Origin of the sequence: Streptomyces sp. NPDC005728, assembly GCF_040630895.1 — a bacterium.
Classification (GTDB): Bacteria; Actinomycetota; Actinomycetes; order Streptomycetales; family Streptomycetaceae; genus Streptomyces.
Genome location: NZ_JBEXYL010000038.1, coordinates 12,130 through 34,051, shown reverse-complemented (window position 1 = coordinate 34,051; position 21,922 = coordinate 12,130). Strand labels below are relative to the sequence as shown.

16 protein-coding genes are annotated in these 21,922 nt (G+C 73.5%); 10 read left to right on the top strand and 6 right to left on the bottom strand.

Features of this window, described 5'->3' with window-relative positions:
* Positions 1–7 precede the first annotated feature (7 nt).
* The 6 genes from ABZ471_RS24900 to ABZ471_RS24875 all read left to right on the top strand — a co-directional run bounded on the left by ABZ471_RS24900 (position 8) and on the right by ABZ471_RS24875 (position 9,171).
* Positions 8–1,039 carry a glutamate ABC transporter substrate-binding protein gene (locus tag ABZ471_RS24900; protein WP_359069079.1) on the top strand — a complete coding sequence of 344 codons (1,032 nt, stop codon included), beginning with the start codon at positions 8–10 and terminating at the stop codon, positions 1,037–1,039.
* Positions 1,040–1,088: 49 nt separating this feature from the next.
* On the top strand, positions 1,089–2,405 hold the full coding sequence (locus ABZ471_RS24895) for a hypothetical protein (RefSeq protein WP_359069078.1): 1,317 nt from the start codon (positions 1,089–1,091) through the stop codon (positions 2,403–2,405).
* Positions 2,402–4,879: a tetratricopeptide repeat protein gene (locus ABZ471_RS24890; RefSeq protein ID WP_359069076.1), complete on the top strand. Its 2,478-nt coding sequence runs from the start codon at positions 2,402–2,404 to the stop codon at positions 4,877–4,879. The genes ABZ471_RS24895 and ABZ471_RS24890 overlap by 4 nt, the downstream gene beginning before the upstream one ends.
* 3 nt (positions 4,880–4,882) lie before the next feature.
* Positions 4,883–6,199, top strand: coding sequence for a protein phosphatase 2C domain-containing protein (locus ABZ471_RS24885; RefSeq protein ID WP_359069075.1), 1,317 nt, complete (start codon positions 4,883–4,885; stop codon positions 6,197–6,199).
* A gap of 102 nt (positions 6,200–6,301) precedes the next feature.
* Positions 6,302–7,648, top strand: a complete 1,347-nt coding sequence (locus tag ABZ471_RS24880; protein ID WP_359069073.1) for a VWA domain-containing protein — start codon at positions 6,302–6,304, stop codon at positions 7,646–7,648.
* 50 nt (positions 7,649–7,698) lie between these two features.
* Positions 7,699–9,171 carry an FHA domain-containing protein gene (locus ABZ471_RS24875; protein ID WP_359069072.1) on the top strand — a complete coding sequence of 491 codons (1,473 nt, stop codon included), beginning with the start codon at positions 7,699–7,701 and terminating at the stop codon, positions 9,169–9,171.
* Positions 9,172–9,194: 23 nt separating this feature from the next.
* On the opposite strand, the gene ABZ471_RS24870 is transcribed toward ABZ471_RS24875, so the two are convergent.
* On the bottom strand, positions 9,195–10,172 hold the full coding sequence (locus tag ABZ471_RS24870) for a methyltransferase domain-containing protein (RefSeq protein ID WP_359069070.1): 978 nt from the start codon (positions 10,170–10,172) through the stop codon (positions 9,195–9,197).
* A 101-nt stretch (positions 10,173–10,273) separates the two neighbouring features.
* Here ABZ471_RS24870 and ABZ471_RS24865 point away from each other — a divergent pair, with 101 nt between their 5' ends.
* The 4 genes from ABZ471_RS24865 (at position 10,274) to ABZ471_RS24850 (ending at position 18,005) form a co-directional block, all read left to right on the top strand.
* Positions 10,274–10,678: a globin gene (locus tag ABZ471_RS24865; protein ID WP_359069069.1), complete on the top strand. Its 405-nt coding sequence runs from the start codon at positions 10,274–10,276 to the stop codon at positions 10,676–10,678.
* Positions 10,679–10,872: 194 nt separating this feature from the next.
* Complete coding sequence (locus tag ABZ471_RS24860) at positions 10,873–14,238, top strand: FtsX-like permease family protein (protein WP_359069068.1); 3,366 nt, start codon at positions 10,873–10,875, stop codon at positions 14,236–14,238.
* Between the two features lies 1 nt (position 14,239).
* A complete protein-coding gene (locus ABZ471_RS24855; RefSeq protein WP_359069066.1) occupies positions 14,240–16,954 on the top strand; it encodes an FtsX-like permease family protein in 2,715 nt (904 codons plus the stop codon).
* Between the two features lie 94 nt (positions 16,955–17,048).
* Positions 17,049–18,005 (top strand): ABC transporter ATP-binding protein, encoded by a 957-nt coding sequence (locus tag ABZ471_RS24850; RefSeq protein ID WP_359069065.1) that lies wholly within the window; start codon positions 17,049–17,051, stop codon positions 18,003–18,005.
* A gap of 26 nt (positions 18,006–18,031) precedes the next feature.
* Here ABZ471_RS24850 and ABZ471_RS24845 read toward each other — a convergent pair whose 3' ends face one another.
* The 5 genes from ABZ471_RS24845 to ABZ471_RS24825 all read right to left on the bottom strand — a co-directional run bounded on the left by ABZ471_RS24845 (position 18,032) and on the right by ABZ471_RS24825 (position 21,833).
* Entirely contained in the window at positions 18,032–18,709 is a 678-nt protein-coding gene (locus ABZ471_RS24845) for a hypothetical protein (RefSeq protein WP_359069064.1), read from the bottom strand.
* On the bottom strand, positions 18,706–19,119 hold the full coding sequence (locus ABZ471_RS24840; RefSeq protein WP_359069062.1) for a thioesterase family protein: 414 nt from the start codon (positions 19,117–19,119) through the stop codon (positions 18,706–18,708). Before ABZ471_RS24840 ends, ABZ471_RS24845 begins: the two co-directional genes overlap by 4 nt.
* 6 nt (positions 19,120–19,125) lie before the next feature.
* Positions 19,126–20,790 (bottom strand): energy-dependent translational throttle protein EttA, encoded by a 1,665-nt coding sequence (gene ettA, locus ABZ471_RS24835; RefSeq protein ID WP_359069061.1) that lies wholly within the window; start codon positions 20,788–20,790, stop codon positions 19,126–19,128.
* A gap of 260 nt (positions 20,791–21,050) precedes the next feature.
* Positions 21,051–21,347 carry a zinc-ribbon domain-containing protein gene (locus ABZ471_RS24830; RefSeq protein ID WP_359069060.1) on the bottom strand — a complete coding sequence of 99 codons (297 nt, stop codon included), beginning with the start codon at positions 21,345–21,347 and terminating at the stop codon, positions 21,051–21,053.
* A gap of 228 nt (positions 21,348–21,575) precedes the next feature.
* Positions 21,576–21,833 (bottom strand): hypothetical protein, encoded by a 258-nt coding sequence (locus ABZ471_RS24825; RefSeq protein WP_359069059.1) that lies wholly within the window; start codon positions 21,831–21,833, stop codon positions 21,576–21,578.
* Positions 21,834–21,922: the final 89 nt, after the last annotated feature.

The following is a 21,922-nucleotide window of genomic DNA, read 5'->3' as shown; positions in this document are numbered from 1 at the left end:
CAGGACGATGTACGCAGCACGTGCACGGGCCTCCCTGCGGGGCTGGGGCGGAGTCGGCGCGATGGCGGTGCTGTGCGCCCTGGCGCTGGCGTTCGTCCTTCTGCTGCCACGGACCCAGGCGGCCCAGGAGGGCGCGGTCACGGCCGGCCCGGGGACGGCCAACGGCACTCAGGCGCGGGCCGGGGACTGCAAGGACTCGGAGGCGCAGAAGCAGACGCTGTCGCCGTCCGGCGCCGACGGGCCGACCATCGACGCCATCAAGTCGCGTGCGGGCGCCAAGCGCAAGCTGGTCGTCGGCGTCGACCAGAACAGCTACCACTGGGGCTACCGCAACCCGAACACCAAGGGCGCGGAGCTGGAGGGCTTCGACATCGATCTGGTGCACCGGATCGCCCAGGACATCCTCGGCGACCCGGCCGCGGTGCAGTTCAAGGCCATACCGACCAGCCAGCGCATTCCCGCCATCCAGGACGGCCGGGTGGACATGGTCGTGCGCACGATGACCATCACCTGCCAACGGCTCGACGAGGTCGCCTTCTCCGCCCCGTACTTCAAGACCGGGCAGCAGGTGCTGGCGCCCAAGTCCTCCTCCGTCACGGGCTACGACAAGACGCTCGCGCACAAGAGGATCTGCACGGCGTCCGGTTCCACCGCCTACAGCAAGCTGAAGGCGGACCGGGACGGGGGCACCCTGCCCGCCTCCACCGACATCTCCACCACCGTCCCCAACCAGCTCGACTGTCTGGTCCGGCTGCAACTCGGCGAGGTCGACGCGGTGGTCACCGACGGCGCGCTCGCCGCGAGCCAGGCCGCCCAGGACCCGACGGTCGAACTGAAGGGCGAGGCGTTCACCACCGAGTACTACGGCGTGGCAATGAAGAAGGACGCCACCGATCTGGTACGCCGGGTCAATCGGGTCCTGGTCGACTACCGCGCGAGCGGCTGGCAGGCGTCGTACGACAGATGGCTGTCGGCCACACTGGGCACGGACGCGGGACCGTCCAAGCCGCCCGCACCGCAGTACCTGCGCACCAGCTGACCACCGACCCCAGAACCCAGGCCAACCACACAGCAGCGAGAGGTGATCGATGGGCGTCACGGACCCCGCCGGGCCGGTGATGGACCGGGACGAGGTGGACCGTGCGCTGGCGCGGCTCGGCGCCGAGCACGAGGCGATCGAGACCTCGCTGCTCGCCCTCCAGGACCACGCGGGCCGCAGACTTCTCGAAGGCGCCGAACTGACCGGCGTCACCCGGGAACGCTGGGCGGCCGCGGAGGCGTCGATCACCCTGCTGTGGGCGTACTTCGACGCCTACACGGCCGCGCTGCGCTCCGCCCGGGAGATCCGCGCCCGGCGCCGCTGGTCCAGCCGCGAGGACCTGGCGGAGCTGACCGAGCTGCTGCGCGGCGCGGCCGTCACCGTGCCCGGCGGCGCCGGCACACCCGCCGTCACCGGCTCCGGCAAGCTCAGCGAGCAGTTCTCGCTCGGCACGCTGGTCGACCGGATGAACGAGCTGTACGCGTCCTCGCTCGACCTGGTCGTCACCGCCGACGCGGTCTGGTCGGCGCTGCCCGCCCGGATCGATTTACTCGCCGCGGAACTCCGGCGGACCCGCACGCTCGCGCACTCCGTCGGCGTACGCCCCGGAGAGCACCCGGCCGGCGACGACCTGGAACGCATCACGCGCACGCTGACCAAGCTGCGCGAGGACGTGGTCTCGGACCCGCTCGCCTTCTGGGTGCCGGCCGAGGGCAGTTCGGCGCCCGGCGGCGGCCGGCCGGACACCACGGTGTACGACCGCGAGGCGCGCGCCCTGGAGGACGTACGGCGGGAGATCGACGCCGTGCTGACGGTCCGCCAGGACGCCGAGGCGCGGCTGATCCGGCTGCGGGACGTGCTCTCCCGCGCGGACCGCACCCTGGCCGAGGCGCGCACCGCGCGCGGGGAGGTGCTGGCCAAGATCGCCGCGACCGAGGTGCCCGTCGTCAGCGGGCCGCCGACCGCGCTGCAGGAGCAGCTGGCGGCCGCGGCGGAGTACCGGCGGCACGCGCAGTGGCACCGGCTCTCGCCGCTCCTGGAGTCCCTGGAGCAGAAGGCCGAGGACGAACTGCTGCGTGCCCGCGAGTCGTTGACGGCGGTCACCGCGCCCCTGGCGGTCCGGGCCGAGCTGCGCGGCCGCCTCGACGCGTACAAGGCGAAGGTGGCCCGGCACGGCCTGGCCGAGGACCCGCTGCTGATCGAGCGGTACGACAGCGCCCGGCGCATGCTGTGGAGCGCCCCCTGCGACCTGCGGGTGGCCGAACAGGCGGTCCTGCGCTACCAGCAGGCGGCGGCCGAGCAGTTCGGCGCACCGAGGATTCCCCAGCAGGGCGGACCTCAGGACCGTAGGAGTGAGTCGTCATGAGTCAGGCTCAGCAGACGTGCCAGCGGCCGGGCTGCGAGGGGACGTACGAGGACGTCGGCGGCGGCGAGCTGTACTGCGACACCTGCGGCCTGGCCCCCGTCGTCTCCGGGAGCGGCATGGTCGGGTCGCCGCCCACCGGCATCACCGTCGGCGGCAGGGGCTCGGCGAGCAGCGGCAGTGCACGCAGCGCGCGTACGTCGTCCCAGCCGTCCCACTCGTCCAGGTCGCGGCGCTCGGTCTCCGGGCGGCTCTCGCGCTCCCTGTCGGGCAAGTCGACCGGCCGCTCGGTGTCGGTGCGCAGCTCCGGCTCCTCCTCCGGCACGTCCACGCGGGGGCGGCTGGGCGCCGGGCTGGTCTCGGTGCCGCAGGTGCCGCGGCCCGACCCGCGCGCGATGGTTCTGGAGAACGCGGAGGTGCCCGAGCGGAAGCGGTTCTGCTCGCGGTCCGACTGCGGGGCTCCCGTCGGCCGGGCCCGGGGCGAGCGGCCGGGGCGCACGGAGGGGTTCTGCACCAAGTGCGGACACCCGTACTCGTTCGTGCCCAAGCTGAAGGCCGGCGACGTCGTGCACGGGCAGTACGAGGTCGCGGGCTGCCTGGCGCACGGCGGCCTGGGCTGGATCTACCTCGCCGTGGACCGGGCCGTGTCCGACCGGTGGGTGGTGCTCAAGGGCCTGCTGGACACCGGCGACCAGGACGCGATGGCGGCGGCGATCTCCGAGCGGCGGTTCCTCGCGGAGATCGAGCACGCCAACATCGTGCGGATCTACAACTTCGTGGAGCACCTCGACCAGCGCACCGGCTCCCTCGACGGCTACATCGTCATGGAGTACGTCGGCGGCAAGTCGCTGAAGGAGATCGCCAACGCCCGCCGCACACCGGACGGCCGGCGTGACCCGCTGCCGGTGGAGCAGGCGTGCGCCTACGGCATCGAGGCTCTTGAGGCGCTCGGCCATCTGCACAGCCGCAACCTGCTGTACTGCGACTTCAAGGTCGACAACGCGATCCAGACCGAGGACCAGCTCAAGCTGATCGACATGGGCGCGGTGCGCCGCATGGACGACGACGAGTCGGCGATCTACGGCACGGTGGGCTACCAGGCGCCGGAGGTCGCCGAGGTCGGCCCGTCGGTGGCGAGCGACCTGTACACGGTGGGCCGCACCCTCGCGGTGCTCGCCTTCGACTTCCAGGGCTACACGAACGTCTTCGTGGACTCCCTGCCCGACCCGGACAACATCGAGGTCTTCCGCCGGTACGAGTCCTTCTACCGCCTGCTCGTCCGCGCCACCGACCCCGACCCGGCCCGCCGGTTCGCCTCCGCGCAGGAGATGTCGGAGCAGCTGACCGGGGTCCTGCGCGAGGTCGTCTCGCTGCAGACCGGGCAGGCCCGGCCCGCGCTGTCGACGCTGTTCGGGCCCGAAGTGAAGGTCACCGACACGGAGTTGGTCCCCAGGTCGGCCGGGGACGTGTCGCGGTTCGGGGCGCGGGCGGCGGCACCCGCCGAGTCCGCCCCCGCGCTGCCCCCGGCGGCCCTGGTCAAGCAGGTCGACACGCCCGCCGCCGCGCTCGCCCTGCCCGTCCCGCTGGTCGACCCCGGCGACCCCAACGCCGGTTTCCTGGCCGGCCTGATGGCGTCCGCGCCGGCCGAGCTGATCAGCGCGCTGGACGCGGCGCCCGTACGGACCGTCGAGACCCGGCTGCGGCAGATCCGCGCCCGGCTGGAGAGCGGCGACCACCAGGCGGCGCTGATGTCGCTGGACAAGCTGGACGAGGAACGGCCCGACGACTGGCGGGTGGTGTGGTATCGGGGCGTGGCCGCCCTGGTCACCGGCGACTTCGAGGGCGCGGCGCTCTCCTTCGACGCGATCTACGACGCCTTCCCCGGCGAGGCCGCGCCCAAGCTGGCGCTCGGCCTGTGCGCGGAGGTGCTCGGCCAACTGGACAACGCGGCCGAGTACTACCGCCTGGTGTGGGCGACCGACCCGAGCTTCGTCAGCACCGCCTTCGGGCTCGCCCGGGTGCGGCTCGCGGCCGGGGACCGGCACGGTGCCGTACGGACCCTGGAGTCGGTGCCGGAGTCCTCCATCCACTACACGGCCGCCCGGGTCGCCGCCGTCCGGGCCCGGCTCAGACAACGCACGGCGAGCGCGGGTGACGTACCGTTCCTTGACGACCTGACGGCCGCCGCCGGGCAGGTCGAGGCGCTGGATGCATACGGTCTGGATCCGGCCCGGCGTGAGCAGTTGTCGGCCGAAGTGCTCGGCAGCGCGCTGGACTGGATACTCTCCGAAGGCCAGGGCACCGACCGGCCCGCCGCCGGCGGACGGGTGCTGCTCGGCAGCGGTCTGGACGAGCGGGGCCTCCGCTTCGGCCTGGAGCGCGCCTACCGCACGCTGGCCCGGCTGGCGCCCGGCGGCGAGGAGAGGATCGAACTGGTGGAACGGGCCAACCGTTACCGCCCCCGGACGTGGGTGTAGTTGATGTCGCAGATGCCCCAGCAGGCCGCACGGTCGAAGTGCCCGAGCTGCGCGGAGCCGCTCGAGTCGGGTGACCTCTTCTGCGGCGCGTGCGGATACGACCTGTCCGTCGTGCCCGTCCCGCCGCAGGACCATCCGACGCTCACCATGACCGGCTCCCCCGTGCCCGGAGACGGCCTGGACTGGCCGGCCCCCGAGCCGGCCGGCTCCGGCAGCGCGCCGGCCGCGGCGCATCTGCCGTCCGATCTGCCCGGCACCGACTCGGGCGGCAAGCCTCTGCCCGCGCAGGAACCGGCCGCGCCCGGCGTCCGCTTCGACCGGCCCCCGGAGCCCGACGAGTACCCGCTGCAGGCACCGGACCCGCGCGCGGCCGCCGACGCCGCGCCGGCCGTGCCGACTGACCCCCAGCAGGTCTGTGTGGCCTGCCGGGCGGGCCGGGTGGACCACGACGGCTACTGCGAGAACTGCGGGCACGCCCAGCCCCGCGAACGCGACCACATGGAGCGGGAGTCCGGCCCGGTCGCCGCGGTCAGCGACCGCGGTCTGCGCCACCACCGCAACGAGGACGACTTCACCGTCGGCCGCACCGCGCTGCCCGACGGCACGTCGGCCGCCCTGGCGATCGTCTGCGACGGCGTGTCCTCGGCGACCCGCCCCGACGAGGCCTCGACGGCCGCCTCACAGGCGGCCGGCGACACCCTGCTGGCGGCCCTGCCGCGCGGCACCCACCCGCAGCAGGCGATGCACGAGGCGATCGTGGCCGCCGCACAGGCCGTCAACGCGCTCGCCGAGGAGCCCGCGACGGCCCGCGAGCACGCCCCGCACCAGAACGCCCCGGCCTGCACCATCGTGGGCGCGATCGTCACCTCCGGACTGCTGGTGGTCGGCTGGGTCGGCGACAGCCGCGCCTACTGGGTACCGGCGGACCGCGGCGCGCCCCCGGCCCGGCTGACCGAGGACGACTCGTGGGCCGCGCAGATGGTCGCGGCCGGCCTGATGAACGAGGCGGAGGCGTACGCCGACGAGCGCGCCCACGCGATCACCGGCTGGCTCGGCGCGGACGCCTACGAACTGGAGCCGCACACCGCCTCCTTCAAGCCGGACCGGCCCGGGGTCGTGGTGGTGTGCACCGACGGCCTGTGGAACTACGCGGAGACGGCCGAGGAGATGTCCGAGGTCATCCCGGCGGACGCGGCCGAGCGACCGCTGCACAGCGCCCGCGTGCTGGTCGGTCACGCCCTGGACGGCGGGGGCCACGACAACGTAACAGTGGCCGTCCTGCCGTTCCCGGCACCGCCCCAGGGGGCAGGATCGGCCTGAGGCCGCAACACCACGGGGAAGTCTCGGCGGACCGGAGGGGACCGGTCCGTCTACACGCATCGCCTCGTGTCAGCGGGGTGTCCGAGGGGGATTTGAACAAGTATGGCCAATTTCGCGAAGTCGAGCGTGCCCCAGTTCTCGGTGGACGTCTACCAGAACGAGTACCTGCCCGAGGGCGGCCGTGAGGTCAACGCCATCGTCACCGTGACCGCGACCGGCGGCGGCACGGTCGGGAACGCCGCCCTGGCCCCGCACCTGCACGCACCCGGCCAGGGCCCCGCCGCCGCGGTGGCGATCATGGTCGACTGCTCGGGCTCCATGGACTACCCGCCGACCAAGATGCGCAACGCCCGCGACGCCACGGCCGCCGCGATCGACACGCTGCGCGACGGCACGCGCTTCGCGGTGGTCGGCGGCACCCACGTCGCCAAGGAGGTCTACCCGGGCGGCGGACGGCTCGCGATCGCCGACGCCACCACGCGCGAGGAGGCCAAGTACGCGCTGCGCCGGCTCAGCGCGGGCGGCGGCACGGCCATCGGCACCTGGTTGCGGCTCGCCGACCGGCTGCTGTCCGTGGCGGACGTCACCATCCGCCACGGCATCCTGCTGACCGACGGCCGCAACGAGCACGAGTCGCCGGAGGACCTCCGGGCCGCCCTCGACGACTGCGCCGGGCGGTTCACGTGTGACGCGCGGGGCGTGGGCACCGACTGGGAAGTGAAAGAAGTCACAGGCATCGCCTCCGCGCTGCTCGGCACGGCCGACATCGTCGCCGACCCGGCGGGGCTGGCCGCCGACTTCACCCGGATGATGGAGACGGCGATGGGCAAGGAGGTCGCCGACGTCGCACTGCGGGTGTGGACGCCGGTCGGTACGACCATCAGATTCGTCAAGCAAGTGGCGCCCACGGTGGAGGAGTTGACCGGCCGGCGCACGGAGGCCGGACCGCGGGCCGGGGACTACCCGACGGGGTCCTGGGGGGACGAGTCCCGCGACTACCACCTGTGCGTCGAGGTCCCGGCGGCCGGTCTCGGCCGGGAGATGCTCGCCGCCCGGGTCTCGCTGGTCGTCCCGCAACCGGACGGAAGCGTGCAGAACCTCGGGGCGCAGGGGCTGGTACGGGCCGTGTGGACCGACGACATGACAGCCTCCACCTCGATCAACCCCCAAGTCGCCCACTACACCGGGCAGGCCGAACTGGCACAAGCCATCCAGCAAGGGCTCGATCTTCGCAAAGCGGGCGATTCCGATGGAGCAACGGCCAAACTGGGGCGCGCTGTTCAGCTCGCGAGCGCCTCGGGCAACGCTGATACTGCGAAACTGCTTGCGAAGGTGGTGGACGTGGTCGACGCCGCGACAGGTACTGTGCGACTGAAGGCGAAGGTCGCGGAGGCCGACGAGATGACTCTCGAGACACGGTCCACAAAGACTGTTCGTGTAAAGAAGTAGTGACCTGACAGTACTGAGTAGGACCCTGATGGAGAGGGGGAAGCGCCGACATGCCGACCTGCCCGAACGGACACCAGTCGGGTTCCGACGACTGGTGCGAGGTCTGCGGTCACCGCATGGCCGGTGCCGTACCTCCACCCCCGCCGCCCCCGCCCGGCAGCGGCTACGGATTCCCGCCCCCGCAGGGCACCCAGCCCGGCGGCCGCCCGCCCGTGTCCGGCGGGCCCGAGCCGGAGCTGTGCCCGCAGTGCCGTACGCCCCGCGAGGGCGGCGCGCCCTTCTGCGAGGAGTGCCGGTGGAACTTCCTGACCAACACCGCCACGTCCTACACCCCGGCCGCCCCGCGCCCGCCCCAGCCCCGCTTCCAGCCGCCGAGCGCGACGTACGGCAGCGGTGACTCGTACGAGTACCAGGGCTCGCGGCCCTCGCAGATGAACCGGCCCGCCGAGCCGATCCCGTCCTTCGGCAGCGAGCCGTCGGGCCCGACGCCGTTCGCCGGCGAACGCGGCCCGTCCGGCCCGCCGCCCACCGCAGGCGGTCCGGGTGGCTTCGGCGGCGAGCGTCCGCCCGGCCCTCCGTCGCCCTTCGGCAACGGCCCGGGGCAGGGGCCCGGCGGCCCCTCCGGCTTCGGCGGCGGCCAAGGCCAGGGACCTGGCGGTCCGGGTGGCCCCGGCGGTCCGTCCGGCTATGGCCCTGGCCAGGGTCCCGGCGGGCCCGGTGGTCCGTCCGGCCCGCCGCCCTTCGGCCGTGAGCCCTCCGGTCCCGGCGGCCCCGGTGCGCCCGGTCCCTCCGGCTTCGGTGGCACCCCCTCCCACCCGGCTCCGCCGCAGCCCGGCGGTCCCGGTGGCACGGCAGGCGGTGCGCCGCAGGCCTTCCAGCAGTCCGGCCCGCCCGCGCCGCCCGCGTTCCCGCGGGAGACCGGCCGGCCCCCGGCCGGCGGTCCGGCCTTCGGCGGCGGTGACGACGACTGGGTGATCTCCCCGCCGTCGTCCACCGGCCCTCCCGGAGGCCCCGGAGGTCCCGTCGGCGGCGGACAGGGCGGCGGCTACGGCTATCCGCACCCCGGCGCCACCCAGGCCCCGCCCGGACCCGGCTTCCCGCAGGCCCCACAGGGTCCGGTGACGTGGACGGCGACCATCGGCCCGGACCGCGCGTACTTCATGGCGATGATGCATCGCTCGGGCCCCGAGGCCGCGGGTCTGAACCTGCCCGCCTACTCGCCCGAGCAGCAGCGCACGCTCACCGGCAACCAGGTCACCATCGGGCGCCGCCGGCACTCCACCGGCGACACCCCCGACATCGACCTGTCGGTGCCGCCGGAGGACCCGGGCGTCTCGCACCAGCACGCCGTGCTGGTCCAGCAGCCGGACGGCAGTTGGGCGGTCGTCGACCAGAACTCGACGAACGGCACCACGGTGAACGGCTCGGACGAGCCGATCCAGCCGTTCGTGCCGGTGCCGCTGCTGGACGGCGACCGGGTGCACGTCGGCGCCTGGACGACGATCACGGTCCGCAGGGGCTGAGAGCAGCACGGAGGCCGGGACGACTAGCGGAGGGGCCAGGTGTACGGCCCCTCCGGGTCGTCCAGCCACGCCCACACGCGGTCGCCGTCGACCGTGACGCCGTACCGGTCGCGGTCCGGTCTGCCCTCGCGCTCCCACAGCGCGTAGGTCTCCTGCGGATCGAGGGCGCCCCGGGTCAGGTCGAGCAGGAAGCGGAACAGCTCGTCCGCGCGAGCCCGCTGCGGCAGCCCGTGCAGGGACACCACCTCGGGCTGGGCCCGGTCCGCGCCGCGCAGCGGCACGAAATAGGCGGCCGAGGACAGGAAACGGCCCTCGGCGTGCCCGGCGTCCTGGACGGTGAGGGCGAGCAGGCCCGTGGCCAGCGGCGCCAGGATGCGTGCGCCGGGGCTGCACTGGGCGAGCCAGGCGCGCGGGACCGTGGGCAGCCCACAGGTGGCGATGATCCGGTCGAAGGGGGCCCGTTCGGGCACCCCGCGGGCGCCGTCGCCGGTGACGACCACCGGGTGGTATCCGGCCGCGGCCAGGTGCTGCCGGGCCGACTCGGTGATCTCCGGCTCCAGGTCGACGGTGGTGACGAGATCGTCGTCGCCGAGCCGGTGGGCGAGCAGCGCCGCGTTGTAGCCGGTGCCGGCGCCCACTTCCAGGACCCGGTTGCCGTCCTCGACCCGCAGGGCGACCAGCATCCGTGCCATCAGCGAGGGCTGGCTGCTGGAGGTGAGCAGTTCACCGTCGCGCAGCCGGGTGGCCAGCGGAGTGTCGGCGTAGGCGCCGCTCGCCCAGCACTCCCGCTCCGCGGGGTCCGGGCTCTCGCCCCAGCGGCGCTCGTAGCCCTCCTGGACGCCGACGTAGTAGTACGGCACGAACAGGTGGCGGGGCACCTCCTCGAACGCCTCCCGCCACACCGGGTCCTCGTCCCAGACCCCCTCGGCGTCGATCTCCCGCACCAGCGCGGCCCGCGCCGCGGCGGCGAGAGCCTCGATCCCGCTGTCATAGGCGCCCATGTGTCCACAGTAGGGGCGGACCCGGTGCCCGTGGCGGCGGACCCGGTGCGGGCGGTCCTAAGCCTCGAGTCCTGGGTCACTCCGTCTGAGACCATGGACGGGTGAGAGAGATTCGGCGCGGCACGCTTCCGGAGCAGACCTTCTACGAGCAGGTCGGCGGGGAGGAGACCTTCCGTCGGCTCGTCCACCGTTTCTACGAGGGAGTCGCCGAGGACCCGATCCTGCGGCCGATGTACCCGGAGGAGGACCTGGGCCCGGCCGAGGAGCGGATGACCCTGTTCCTCATCCAGTACTGGGGCGGGCCCACCACGTACAGCGACAACCGCGGCCACCCCCGGCTGCGCATGCGGCACGCTCCGTTCACCGTGGACCGGGCCGCGCACGACGCCTGGCTGAGGCACATGCGGGTGGCCGTCGACGAGCTGGGGCTGTCCGAGGAGCACGAGCGGACGCTGTGGAACTACCTGACGTACGCGGCCCAGTCGATGGTGAACACTCCGGACTGACCGGCGCCCGGCCGGAGTTGGGGATTCCGGGCGCAAGGACCCGCTGAACGTCGGATTCCGGTCGTCCGACGCCGGAATCCGGTCACGATCCGGTATAGACCGGTCGACAACCGCTTACCCGCGGGCCGTCCCCTCTGCGAGCATCGCCGGAGATCTGGAACAGCTTCTGAACGTCCGGACGACACGGGGGTCGGGTGACGGGGTTCGTCGTCTCGCGCGCGCGGGCACACCGCCTTCTGCTCGGCTCCGCCCTGCTCACGGTGGTGCTGACGACCGCCGTGCTGGCGACGCTCACGGCGTACTCGGGTGCGATCGGGGACGCGGCCCTGCGCCGCGTGCTGAACGACCCGCGCAACGCGGCCGACACCTCGCTGGTCGTCAAGGCCGAGGTGCAGGCCGACCGGCGGGCCGCCGCCGACACCGCGGTACAGCAGGGCGCGCGCAGGACCTTCGACGGGCTGCCGGTGACCGTACGGACGCTGCGCCGCTCCGGCCCGTACGCACTGCCCCGCACGCTGCAACCGCCCGCCCGGCGCTCGGGCGACCCGGACCTGACCTACGTCGCGGCGCTGGACCGCACCCAGGTGCGGCCGACCGCCGGCCGGCTTCCGGGCCGGTCGGCCGGCGAGATCGAGGTGGCGCTCCCCCGGACGGCGGCCGGACCGCTCGGGCTGAAGCCCGGGGACCGCCTCACCCTGGCCGACCGGCTGGGCGGCCCGGCGGTCCGGGTGCGCATCAGCGGGCTGTACCGGCCCGCCTCCGCGAGCGCGCCCTACTGGCAGTTGGACGATCTGCTCGGGCGCGGGGTGAAGAAGTCCGGCTTCACGACGTACGGGCCGCTGCTCGCCGACCCCTCGGTCCTCACCGGCGGGCGGGTGAGCGCCGGGCCGACCGCCTGGCTGGCGTCGGCCGACTTCGGCTCGGTGACGACCGGGCGGATCGGGGCGCTGCGGAACGCGGCGCGGGCGGGGAGCGGGAAGCTGCGCGGCTCCGACGCCCTGAGCGGCGTGACCGCGTCGACGACCTCGCTGCCGGACGTCCTCGACCGGGCCGACCGCTCGCTGCTCGTCTCCCGCTCCACCCTGCTGATCGTCGCGCTCCAGCTGGTGCTGCTCGCCGGGTACGCGCTGCTGCTGGTGGCCCGGCTGCTCGCCACCGAACGGGCGGCCGAGACACGGCTGCTGCGGGCCCGCGGCGCCTCCCGCGCCCGGATCGCGGCCCTGGCCGCCGCCGAGGCCCTGCTGCTCGCCCTCCCGGCGGCCGTCTGTGCGCCCCTGCTCGCCGGACCGCTCACCACCCTGCTGACCGCCCACGGCCCGCTGCACCGCCTCGACCTGCGGCTGGACCTGCCGCCCGGCGGCAGCCCCGGCGTGTGGCTCGTGGCGGCGGGGGCGGCCCTGGGCTGCGCGCTGACGGTGACGCTGCCCGCGCTGACGGGGGCCGACGCGGAACAGTCCGGCCGGCGCGGCAGACGGGGCGCGGAGTCCGGCCGGACGCGTACCCGACCGCTCGTCTCCCGCTTCGGAAAAGGCCGTTCCGCGGGCCTGCCCGGCTCCCGGACCGCTCCGCGTGCGCGCCGCGACGGCGCCGGTCTGCTTCCCTCGCCCCTGCGCGCCGGTGCCGACCTCGGCCTGCTCGCCGTGGCCGCGGTGGCGTACTGGCAGTTGGGGCAGCAGGCCTCGGGCGGCGTGGCCGCCGACCGGTCGGGGGCGCTCGGGGTGGATCCGCTGCTGGTCGCCGCGCCCGCGCTGGCGCTGCTCGCCGGGACCGTGCTGACGCTGCGGCTGCTGCCGCCGGTGGCACGGCTCGCCGAGCGGTGGGCCGCGGCCGGGCGGGGGCTGCCGATGGCACTGGCCGGCTGGCAGTTCAGCCGCCGTACCGCACGCGCTGCCGGGCCGGTGCTACTGCTCGTGCTCGCCGTCGCGCTCGGCATGCTGGCCATCGGGCAGGCGTCCTCCTGGGACCGCTCGCAGGACGACCAGGCCGACTTCCGCGCCGGAGCGCCGGTACGGGTGCTGTCCGGGGGAGACGGCGCGCTCGGCCGCACCGACATGTACGCGGGGCTTCCGCACGTGCGCAGGGCCGTCCCCGCCGCACGCACCGAGGAGCCGCTGTCCGGCGACCGTACGGCGACCGTGCTGGCCGTGGACACCGCACACGCGACGGACACCGTGCTGATGCGCCCGGACCTGGCGGCCGTACCGGTCAAGCCGCTGCTGACCGCTCTGACGCCGAAGGACTCCCCGGCCGGGACACGGGTGCCGGCGCACGCCGCGCGACTGCGGCTGACGGCGAGTCTGCGCAGCTCCACCGGCTCCGGGACGACCGCCGACGTCACGGTGGGCCTCGAGGACCCGTACGGGGTGGCCTACCAGGTGCCGCTCGGGCAGCTGCCCGCCGACGGCCGCCCGCACACTCTCGACCTCCGCCTCACCTCCGCCCCGGTGGTCCTCACCGCATTCCGGCTGGACATGCAGCAGCCCACCGAGGGGGCCGAACAGCACCGCTTCACGGTCAGGGACCTGACCGCGGTCGGGACCGACGGGACCGAACATCCGCTCCCGCTGCCGGCTTCCTGGACCACGGCGGTGGAGACCGGCGGTGCCGCCGTCTCGAGCCCGGCCACCGACCCCACCCGGCCCCGGGTCGTCTCCACCCGGCCGCCGACCTTCTCCTACGGCACCGGATACCTGCCGGACTCCCGGACGCTCGCCACCGTCGCCGTCCAGTTCCGGGTGGCGCGACCCGCGCCGCCCGAGGTGACGGCCGTCGCGACCGACCGGTTCCTGGACTCGGCGGGCGCCCGCACCGGGCAGCGCGTGGACGTGACGATCGGCGACCAGAGCCTGCCGGTGCGGATCGTCCGGTCGGTGCGCGCGCTGCCCACGACGGGCGCCGCCGCGGCCGCCGGTGCCCGGGACGGCGGCGCCCTCCTGGTGGATCTGCGCGCCGCGAACCGGGCGCTGCAGGCGCGGTACGGAGAGAGCCTCACGCCCACCGAATGGTGGCTGAACACCGCGCCGGGCGACGCCGCCCGGGTCTCCGCCGCCGTCCGGGCGCTGCCGGACGTCGACCCGGACCAGGTGGTGGTCCGTGACGAGATCGCCGCCGAACTGCGCGACGACCCCTTCGGCGCCGGTCCCACGGCCGCGTTCGCCGCGGCGGCCGTGGTGGCGGCGGCCCTCGCCGCGGTCGGCTTCGCCGTCGGCACCGTCGGGTCGCTGCGGGCGCGGGAGGCGGACTTCGCGGTCCTGCGCGCCCTCGGCGCCCCGCGCCGCCGGCTGGCCCGGACGGTTGCCGCCGAACAGGCCGTCCTGGTGGTCCTGGCGCTGGCGGTGGGCGTCGCCCTCGGCACCGTACTGGCCCGGGGGGTGCTCCCGTTGATCGTGCTGACCGGTGAGGCCACCCGGCCCGTGCCGGAGCTGCTGGTCCGGCTCCCGATCGGACAGGTGGTGTCGCTGCTGGCGGCCACCGCCGCGGCTCCGCTCGTGATCTCGGCGGTGACGGCCGTGCGCCGGGCGGATCCGGCCCGGGCACTGCGCGAACAGAGGGGTGAGTGAGGTGAGTCCAGTGCCTGCCGCGGTCGCGCCCTGGGTGCGGACCCGGCTGCGGGCCGCGCCCGGTGCCGCCCTCGCGCTCGCGCTGCTGGTCGCGCTGACCGCCTGCCTGGCGGGCGCCTTCCCGCGCGCGGTCGACCGGTACGAGGACGCGGGCCTGGTGCACAGCATCCATCAGGCCCGCCCCGAGCGGACCACCGTGCGGGCGACCGCGCTGATGCCGCTGTACGACATGTCCGTCGAGGACCCGGACACCGTGCTCCGCCCCGACGTCCTGAGGCGGCAGTACGAGAAGCTGCTGACCTCGGTCGGCGACTCACTGTCCGTCGACCGGGCCCAGTCGGCGTACGGGGTCGCGACCGACACGCCCATAGGGGTGTTCGATCCGTGGATCCCACGGCCGAGTGGCCTTGCCGCCAAGGTCTCGCTCGTCACGCAGAGCGACCTGGCCGGGCACGCGAGCGTCCGTGCGGGCCGGCTGCCACGCACCTCGGGCCCGGTGGACGCGAGTTCGCCCGAGGTGGAGGCCGCCGTCACCGTCGCCACCGCCAAGAGCCTGCACATCAAGGTGGGTTCGGTCATCCACGTGCCGGGCTTCGCCCGCGGATCGCTCGCCGTCCGGATCACCGGCATCCTCGTCCCGCACGACCCGGCCGGTGCCTACTGGTCGACGGTTCCCCTGCTGCGCACGCCCGAGCTGGCCCGGCTGCCGGATCCGGGCCCGCCGCAGTACTACTGGCTCGCCGCGCTCCTGCTCCCCCAGGAGGCGGCTCCGGCCCTGACGGGCACCGGCGCGAACCCCTTCCGCTACTGGTACCTGGCTCCTCGCCTCGACGACCTGCGCGCCCACGACCTCGATCGCCTGAAGTCCGCGGTCGCCTCGCTGGAGTCCGGCCCCGGTCTGCAGCGCGCCCGCTCCCTCACCGGCCCGGAGCTGGACGTCGGCACCGGCCTGGACGACGCCCTCAACGCCTTCTCCCGGCTGCGCTCGGGCATCTCCCCGCTGGTCGCGGTGGCCGTCGCCGGTACCGCCACGGTCGCCGTCGTCGTGCTGCTCATGGCGGGCGGCCTGGCCGCCGACCGCCGGCGCACCGAACTCGCCCTGCTCCGTGCCCGGGGCGCCTCCCTGCCCGGCCTCACCGGCCGACTGCTGGCCGAGACCGCCGTGGTCGCCGTACCCGCGGGCGCGGCCGGCCTGGCAGCCGCGCTCCTCCTCTTCCCCGGCGCCCGCGCCCGCCACGCCGTAGCCGCCGCCCTCGCCGTCACCCTCACCGCCTGCGCCGCCCTCCCGCTGCGCGCCGCGCTCGCCCACCGCTCGGTACGGATGACGGCCCCGCGCGAGGACATGACGGCGCTACGGCCCTCCCGGCGCCGCACGGTCGCCGAGCTGACGCTGCTGGCCCTGGCGGCCGGAGCGGTGGCCACCCTGCGCCGAAGCGGCACCTCGGCCGGGCAACTGGTCTCCCTCGCCCCGGTACTGACCGGCATCATCGCGGCCCTGCTGCTGCTCCGCCTCTACCCCCTGCTGCTGCACCGTCTCGCCCGTCCGGCCGGGCGGCTGCGCGGGGCGGTCGGCCATCTGTCCCTGGCCCGCGCGGGACGCACACAGACCTCCGCGGTGCTGCCGCTGCTGGCCCTGCTGACCGCGCTGACCACGGCGGCCTTCGGCGGCTCGGTCCTGGCGGGCGTGGCCGAGGCCCGGGACCAGGCGGCTCTGCTCTCCGTCGGGGCCGACGCCCGCCTGGACGCGGCCGCCCCGCTCCCGACGGACCTGGCCGCTCGGGCACGCAAGCTGCCCGGGGTGCGGGGGGTGGCGGCCGTGAGCATCACGTACGAGGCGAAGCCGCTGGACGGGGAGAACACCGTACAGCTGGTGGGGGTGGACCCCGCCCCCTACGGGAAGTTGGCGTCCGCCACCGGCCTGGGAGCCTTCCCCGCCGACCGGTTGAAGGCCGCGGACACCCTCCCCGCCCTGGCCTCCCCCTCCATCGCCCGGGCCTACGGCACCCGACGCCCCTTCCTGGTACGGCTGGAGGACGGCAGCTCGGTCACCGTCCGGATCACCGCCGTCCGCGACCGCACTCCCGCCGTGCCCGGCGCCGACTTCCTGGTCGTCGACCGCGCCGGACTCCCCGCGGCGGCCGCCCACCCGACCACACTGCTGCTCACCGGCGCCCACCTGGACGCGGACGCGCTGCGCCGGGCGGCCCCCGCCTCGGCCTCGGTCCACGCACGGGCCGAGGAGCGGTCCCGGTACGCCGACTCGCCCCTGCAGACCGGCGCCGGGCACCTGTACACGGCGGCGGTGGCGGCGGGCGCCGGCTTCGCCGTCCTCGCCCTGCTCCTCGCCCTGCTGCAGGCGGCCCCGGAACGCGCCGCGCTCCTCGCCCGCCTGCGCACGATGGGCCTCACCCGCACCCAGGGCCGCCGCCTCCTCGTCCTGGAGTCCCTCCCCCAGGCCCTCCTCGCCGCGATCGGCGGCACCCTGACCGGCTGGGCCGCCATCCGCCTCCTGGCCCCCGGTATCGACCTCACCACGATCGCCCTGCCCTCCGCACCGGCCAGCACGGACGAGGCCGTACTCCACCCCGACCCCTGGTCCCTGACCGCACCGGCGATCACGGTCGTGGTGCTCGCGGTGGGGGTGGCGGCGGTGCAGGCGTGGTGGACGGGACGCCAGGGGTCGGTACGGGAACTGCGGGCGGGAGACGGCCGGTGAACGACCGCCCTGGATTCAGCGGCACCCCGCAAGCGCGGGCGAGCGACCCCACCCCCGGCCGGCAGCAGCACAGGGAACCCCTGCAGGAGACCCCATGACAAGCACCCCCAGCCTCACCGACCTGGCCGACCGCGTCACCGAGTCCCGCAACCGCCCCGCCTACGGCCACGACGCCCTCATCACCTGCGACCGCCTCGTCCGCATCTTCTCCGCGGACGGCGTGGAGGTCCAGGCCCTCCAGGGCCTGGACCTCCTCGTCCGCGGGGGCGAGCTGATGGCCCTGGTCGGCGCCTCGGGCAGCGGCAAGTCCACCCTCATGAACATCCTCGCCGGCCTCGACACCCCCACCGCCGGAGCCGCCCGCGTCGCCGACCGTGACCTGCTCACCATGACCGCGAAGGACCGCCTGGCCTACCGCCGCGAGGTCGTCGGCTTCGTCTGGCAGCAGACCTCCCGCAACCTGCTCCCGTACCTCACCGCCGCCCAGAACGTCGCCCTCCCCCTCCAGCTGTCCGGCACCCGCACACGCCGCCGCGACCGCACCGAACGCGTCCTGGAACTCCTGGAGTTGCTCCAGGTGGCCGACTGCCGCGACCGCCACCCGCACGAGATGTCCGGCGGCCAGCAGCAGCGCGTCGCGATCGCCGTGGCCCTCGCGAACGCCCCCGCGGTCCTCCTCGCCGACGAACCCACCGGCGAACTCGACTCCCAGACCGGCGCCCAGATCTTCGACGCGTTCCGCACGGCGAACGAGACCCTCGGCACCACCATCGTCATCGTCACCCACGACCAGGCGGTGGCCGGCGAGGTCCGCCGCACGGTGGCCATCCGCGACGGCCGCACCTCCACCGAGGTACTGCGCCGCAGCGAGGTCGACGCCACGACGGGCCACGAGACGGTGGTCGCCCGCGAGTACGCGATGCTCGACCGCGCGGGCCGCCTCCAGTTGCCCGCCGAGTACACCCGGGCCCTGAACATGCGCGACCGAGTGGCGCTGGAACTGGAACCGGACCACATCGGAGTGTGGCCGGACGACAGCGAAGAGAGGTAGGCGCCGGGCTCCGGGCCGAGGCCGGGTCAGCGCACGCTGACGCCGAGGGTGCCGATCCCGGCCCGCCGCACCGCGACGGATCCGTACGGCGTCCGCAGCCGGAGCCATGCCCCGGAGGAGAACAGCCCGGTGTCGGCCGCGCCGGTGCCCGGCCGCAGGAAGCCCAGGGACTGCGCCGCGTGCACGGCCCGCACCGGCAGCCGGGTCTCCCCTATGTCCCGGGACCAGATGTCCCGTCCGATCCGGTCCAGCTCGGCACGGGTACGCCGCTCCGGCGCCAGCTCCTCCGTACGGGACCGGAACTCGGCGACGGCCGCGGCGACCGTCGTACGCAGCGCTTCCGGCGCGGGCAGTCCCGGCTCGGGCTGCCAGCCGCCGCGCGGCGGCAGCACGCCGGCCCACGGCGGTCCGGTGACCGCGGCCGGCACGCCGGCCGTGGCCGCCCGCTCGTCCATGGACTCCAGGAGTTCACCGGCGGAGACGGTCACGTCCAGCGTGACGTCGAGCCCGTCCTCGTACGGCTTGGCCAGCCGCACCGCGCGGACCACCACCACCTCGAAGGACGGCGGCCGCCCGAACACGGCGAGCGCGGTCCCGGCCGCCTGCAGGCGCACCGCGGCTCCACGGTCGTAGTGGAGCAGCCGGGAGAGGAAGGCGGCGAGGTCGGCCGCCTCCGTCTCGTCGGCGAGGTGCAGCACCGTCATGCGGCGACGGCCTCCTCGTCGGCCGCGTCCATGTACTCCTCGAGGAACGCGCGCTCCTCGGCGGTGATCCGGCGCGGCCGCTCGGCCTCGAAGTCGAACGGTACGACCACCGTCGAGGCTCGCACGTAGACCAGGTCGTCGTCCTTCACCTCGTAGGTGATGGTGAAGGACGCGGCCCTGATCTCGGTGACCCACAGCTCGATGTCCACCGGGTGGTGCCGGTGCACGAGCTGCCGCTTGTAGTCGATCTCATGGCGCGCCACCACGGACCCCTGCTTGAACTCCTTCTCCGGGCGGAAAAGGAAGTTGATACGGGCTTCCTCCAGGTAGCGGATGAAGACCGCGTTGTTGACATGGCCGTACGCGTCCATGTCCGACCAGCGCAGCGGGCAGCGGTAGATGTGCCGCAAGATCGATCAGCCCCGGGTCAGCTTCTTGTAGGTGGCACGGTGCGGACGAGCGGCGTCCGCACCGAGACGCTCGATCTTGTTCTTCTCGTACGACTCGAAGTTGCCCTCGAACCAGAACCACCGCGACTCACCCTCGTAGGCGAGGATGTGCGTGGCGACCCGGTCGAGGAACCACCGGTCGTGGGAGACGACCACGGCCGCACCCGGGAACTCCAGCAGCGCGTTCTCGAGGGAGGACAGCGTCTCGACGTCGAGGTCGTTGGTCGGCTCGTCGAGGAGGAGCAGGTTGCCGCCCTGCTTGAGGGTGAGCGCGAGGTTGAGGCGGTTACGCTCACCGCCGGAGAGGACTCCGGCCGCCTTCTGCTGGTCGGGACCCTTGAAGCCGAAGGCGGAGACGTAAGCCCGCGAGGGCATCTCGACCTGGCCGACGTTGATGTAGTCGAGCTCGTCGGACACCACGGCCCACAGCGACTTCTTCGGGTCGATGTTCTCGCGGCTCTGGTCGACGTACGAGATCTTGACGGTCTCGCCGACCTTGATCGAGCCGGAGTCCGGGGTCTCCAGACCCTGGATCATCTTGAAGAGGGTCGTCTTGCCGGCACCGTTCGGGCCGATGACGCCGACGATGCCGTTGCGCGGCAGCGTGAACGACAGATCGTCGATGAGGACCTTGTCACCGAAGGCCTTGGAGAGGTTGTTGACCTCGACGACGATGGAGCCCAGGCGCGGGCCCGGCGGGATCTGGATCTCCTCGAAGTCCAGCTTCCGCATCTTGTCCGCCTCGGCGGCCATCTCCTCGTAGCGCGACAGACGCGCCTTGGACTTGGCCTGACGCCCCTTGGCGTTGGACCGCACCCACTCCAGCTCTTCCTTGAGCCGCTTGGCGCGCTTGGCGTCCTTCTGGCCCTCGACCTTGAGGCGGGAGGCCTTCTTGTCGAGGTACGTGGAGTAGTTGCCCTCGTAGGGGTGCGCGCGGCCGCGGTCGAGCTCGAGGATCCACTCGGCGACGTTGTCGAGGAAGTACCGGTCGTGGGTCACGGCGACGACGGTGCCGGGGTACTTCGCGAGGTGCTGCTCCAGCCACTGCACGGACTCGGCGTCCAGGTGGTTGGTGGGCTCGTCGAGGAGCAGCAGGTCGGGGGCTTCGAGGAGCAGCTTGCACAGCGCGACGCGGCGGCGCTCACCACCGGAGAGGTTGGTGACCGGCCAGTCGCCGGGCGGGCAGCCCAGGGCGTCCATCGCCTGCTCGAGCTGGGTGTCCAGGTCCCACGCGTTGGCGTGGTCCAGGTCCTCCTGGAGCTTGCCCATCTCGTCCATGAGCGCGTCCGAGTAGTCGGTCGCCATCAGCTCGGCGACCTCGTTGAAGCGGTGCAGCTTGCCCATGATCTCGGCGGCGCCGTCCTGGACGTTCTGCAGAACCGTCTTGGACTCGTCGAGCGGCGGCTCCTGGAGCAGCATCCCGACGCTGTAGCCGGGCGACAGGAACGCGTCACCGTTGGAGGGCTGCTCGAGGCCCGCCATGATCTTGAGAACGGTGGACTTACCGGCACCGTTAGGTCCGACCACACCGATCTTCGCGCCGGGCAGGAAGCTCAGCGTCACGTCGTCAAGGATGACCTTGTCGCCGTGCGCCTTGCGCGTCTTGCGCATGGTGTAGATGTACTCAGCCAAGAGAAACCGTCCGGCAGCTTGAAATCTGGCAGTGGGCAGATACACCCCATCTTGCCTGACTGCCAGCCTTGGGTGGTAACCCGTTCACACGGGGGGCTGTGACCTGGAGGTTCGCTGGTGGCAGGTATGGCCCGTCTGTCACTGTCAGTCGCCGTCGGGTGACCTCGGGCGGCATCGGACGGCTCAGCGGCGGCCCGGAAGCGACCCCCTGACAGGCGCCTACCCGCAGTAGGGGGCCGGCGGAGAACGTCGGCGACCGATCAGACTCCAGGGTGCTGGTACGGCTGCTGCGACTGCCCGTACACCTCACCGCCGGGAGCGCCTGCGGCTTGTGCCTGCAACCGCTCGGCCCACTCCTTGGTCACCTCCTGCTCCGCGCCACAGAACGTGCACTGCGTCGCATAGGTCGTCGAGAAGGGGAACAGCGGCACGAAGAACAGCGTGAACTTGATGACGCGCTTCCTGAGCGTGTGCGCGGCAGGGTTTCCGCAGTGACGGCACACCAGAGTGAGTATCGCGAGCTGGTACAGGTATCCCTTGGTGCCAAATATGATCATGAGTTCGGCCCTTCTGGGCTCAGCGCCTGCCGCCGGGCGGGAGACGCTGACCGAGTTCCTCTCTCACATTTTCCCAGGCGGCCCCCAGCGCCGCCCAGGAACCCGACTCGCACTGCGGACGAGCCCCTGACCTGGCGGTTCGCTGACCTGGGCTTTCTTGGGACGCTCGCCGAGACTTCCCGTTGTTCCCCGTCGACCGCTCCCGTCGGGCACGTCAGGGGCACAGGGTCACTCGTAGATGCGCGCCGCGCTCAGGGCCCGGGCGATGAACGTCCAGTCGCCTTTGGCGGGTAGCTCCTCGCCGCGGTTCGCGTACCACCCTGGGGCGTCGGACACCCAGGCTCCCAGAGCTTCCAGGAAGCCGTCCAGCGTCCGGTTCTCCCACTCCGCGCCGTTCTCCTCGAAGTCGATTCGAAGACGCCTCAGGAAAGCGCTCAGGGCTTCCCGGTCGGGAATGTGGTCATCGGACGTCACTGGACCGGCCATGCGTCGGCGTCTCCCCACTCGCTGAGCCTGAACTTCACTTGCCAGGGCCACGCGTATTCCGTCATGGGTCGATCCTGTCAGGCATCAAC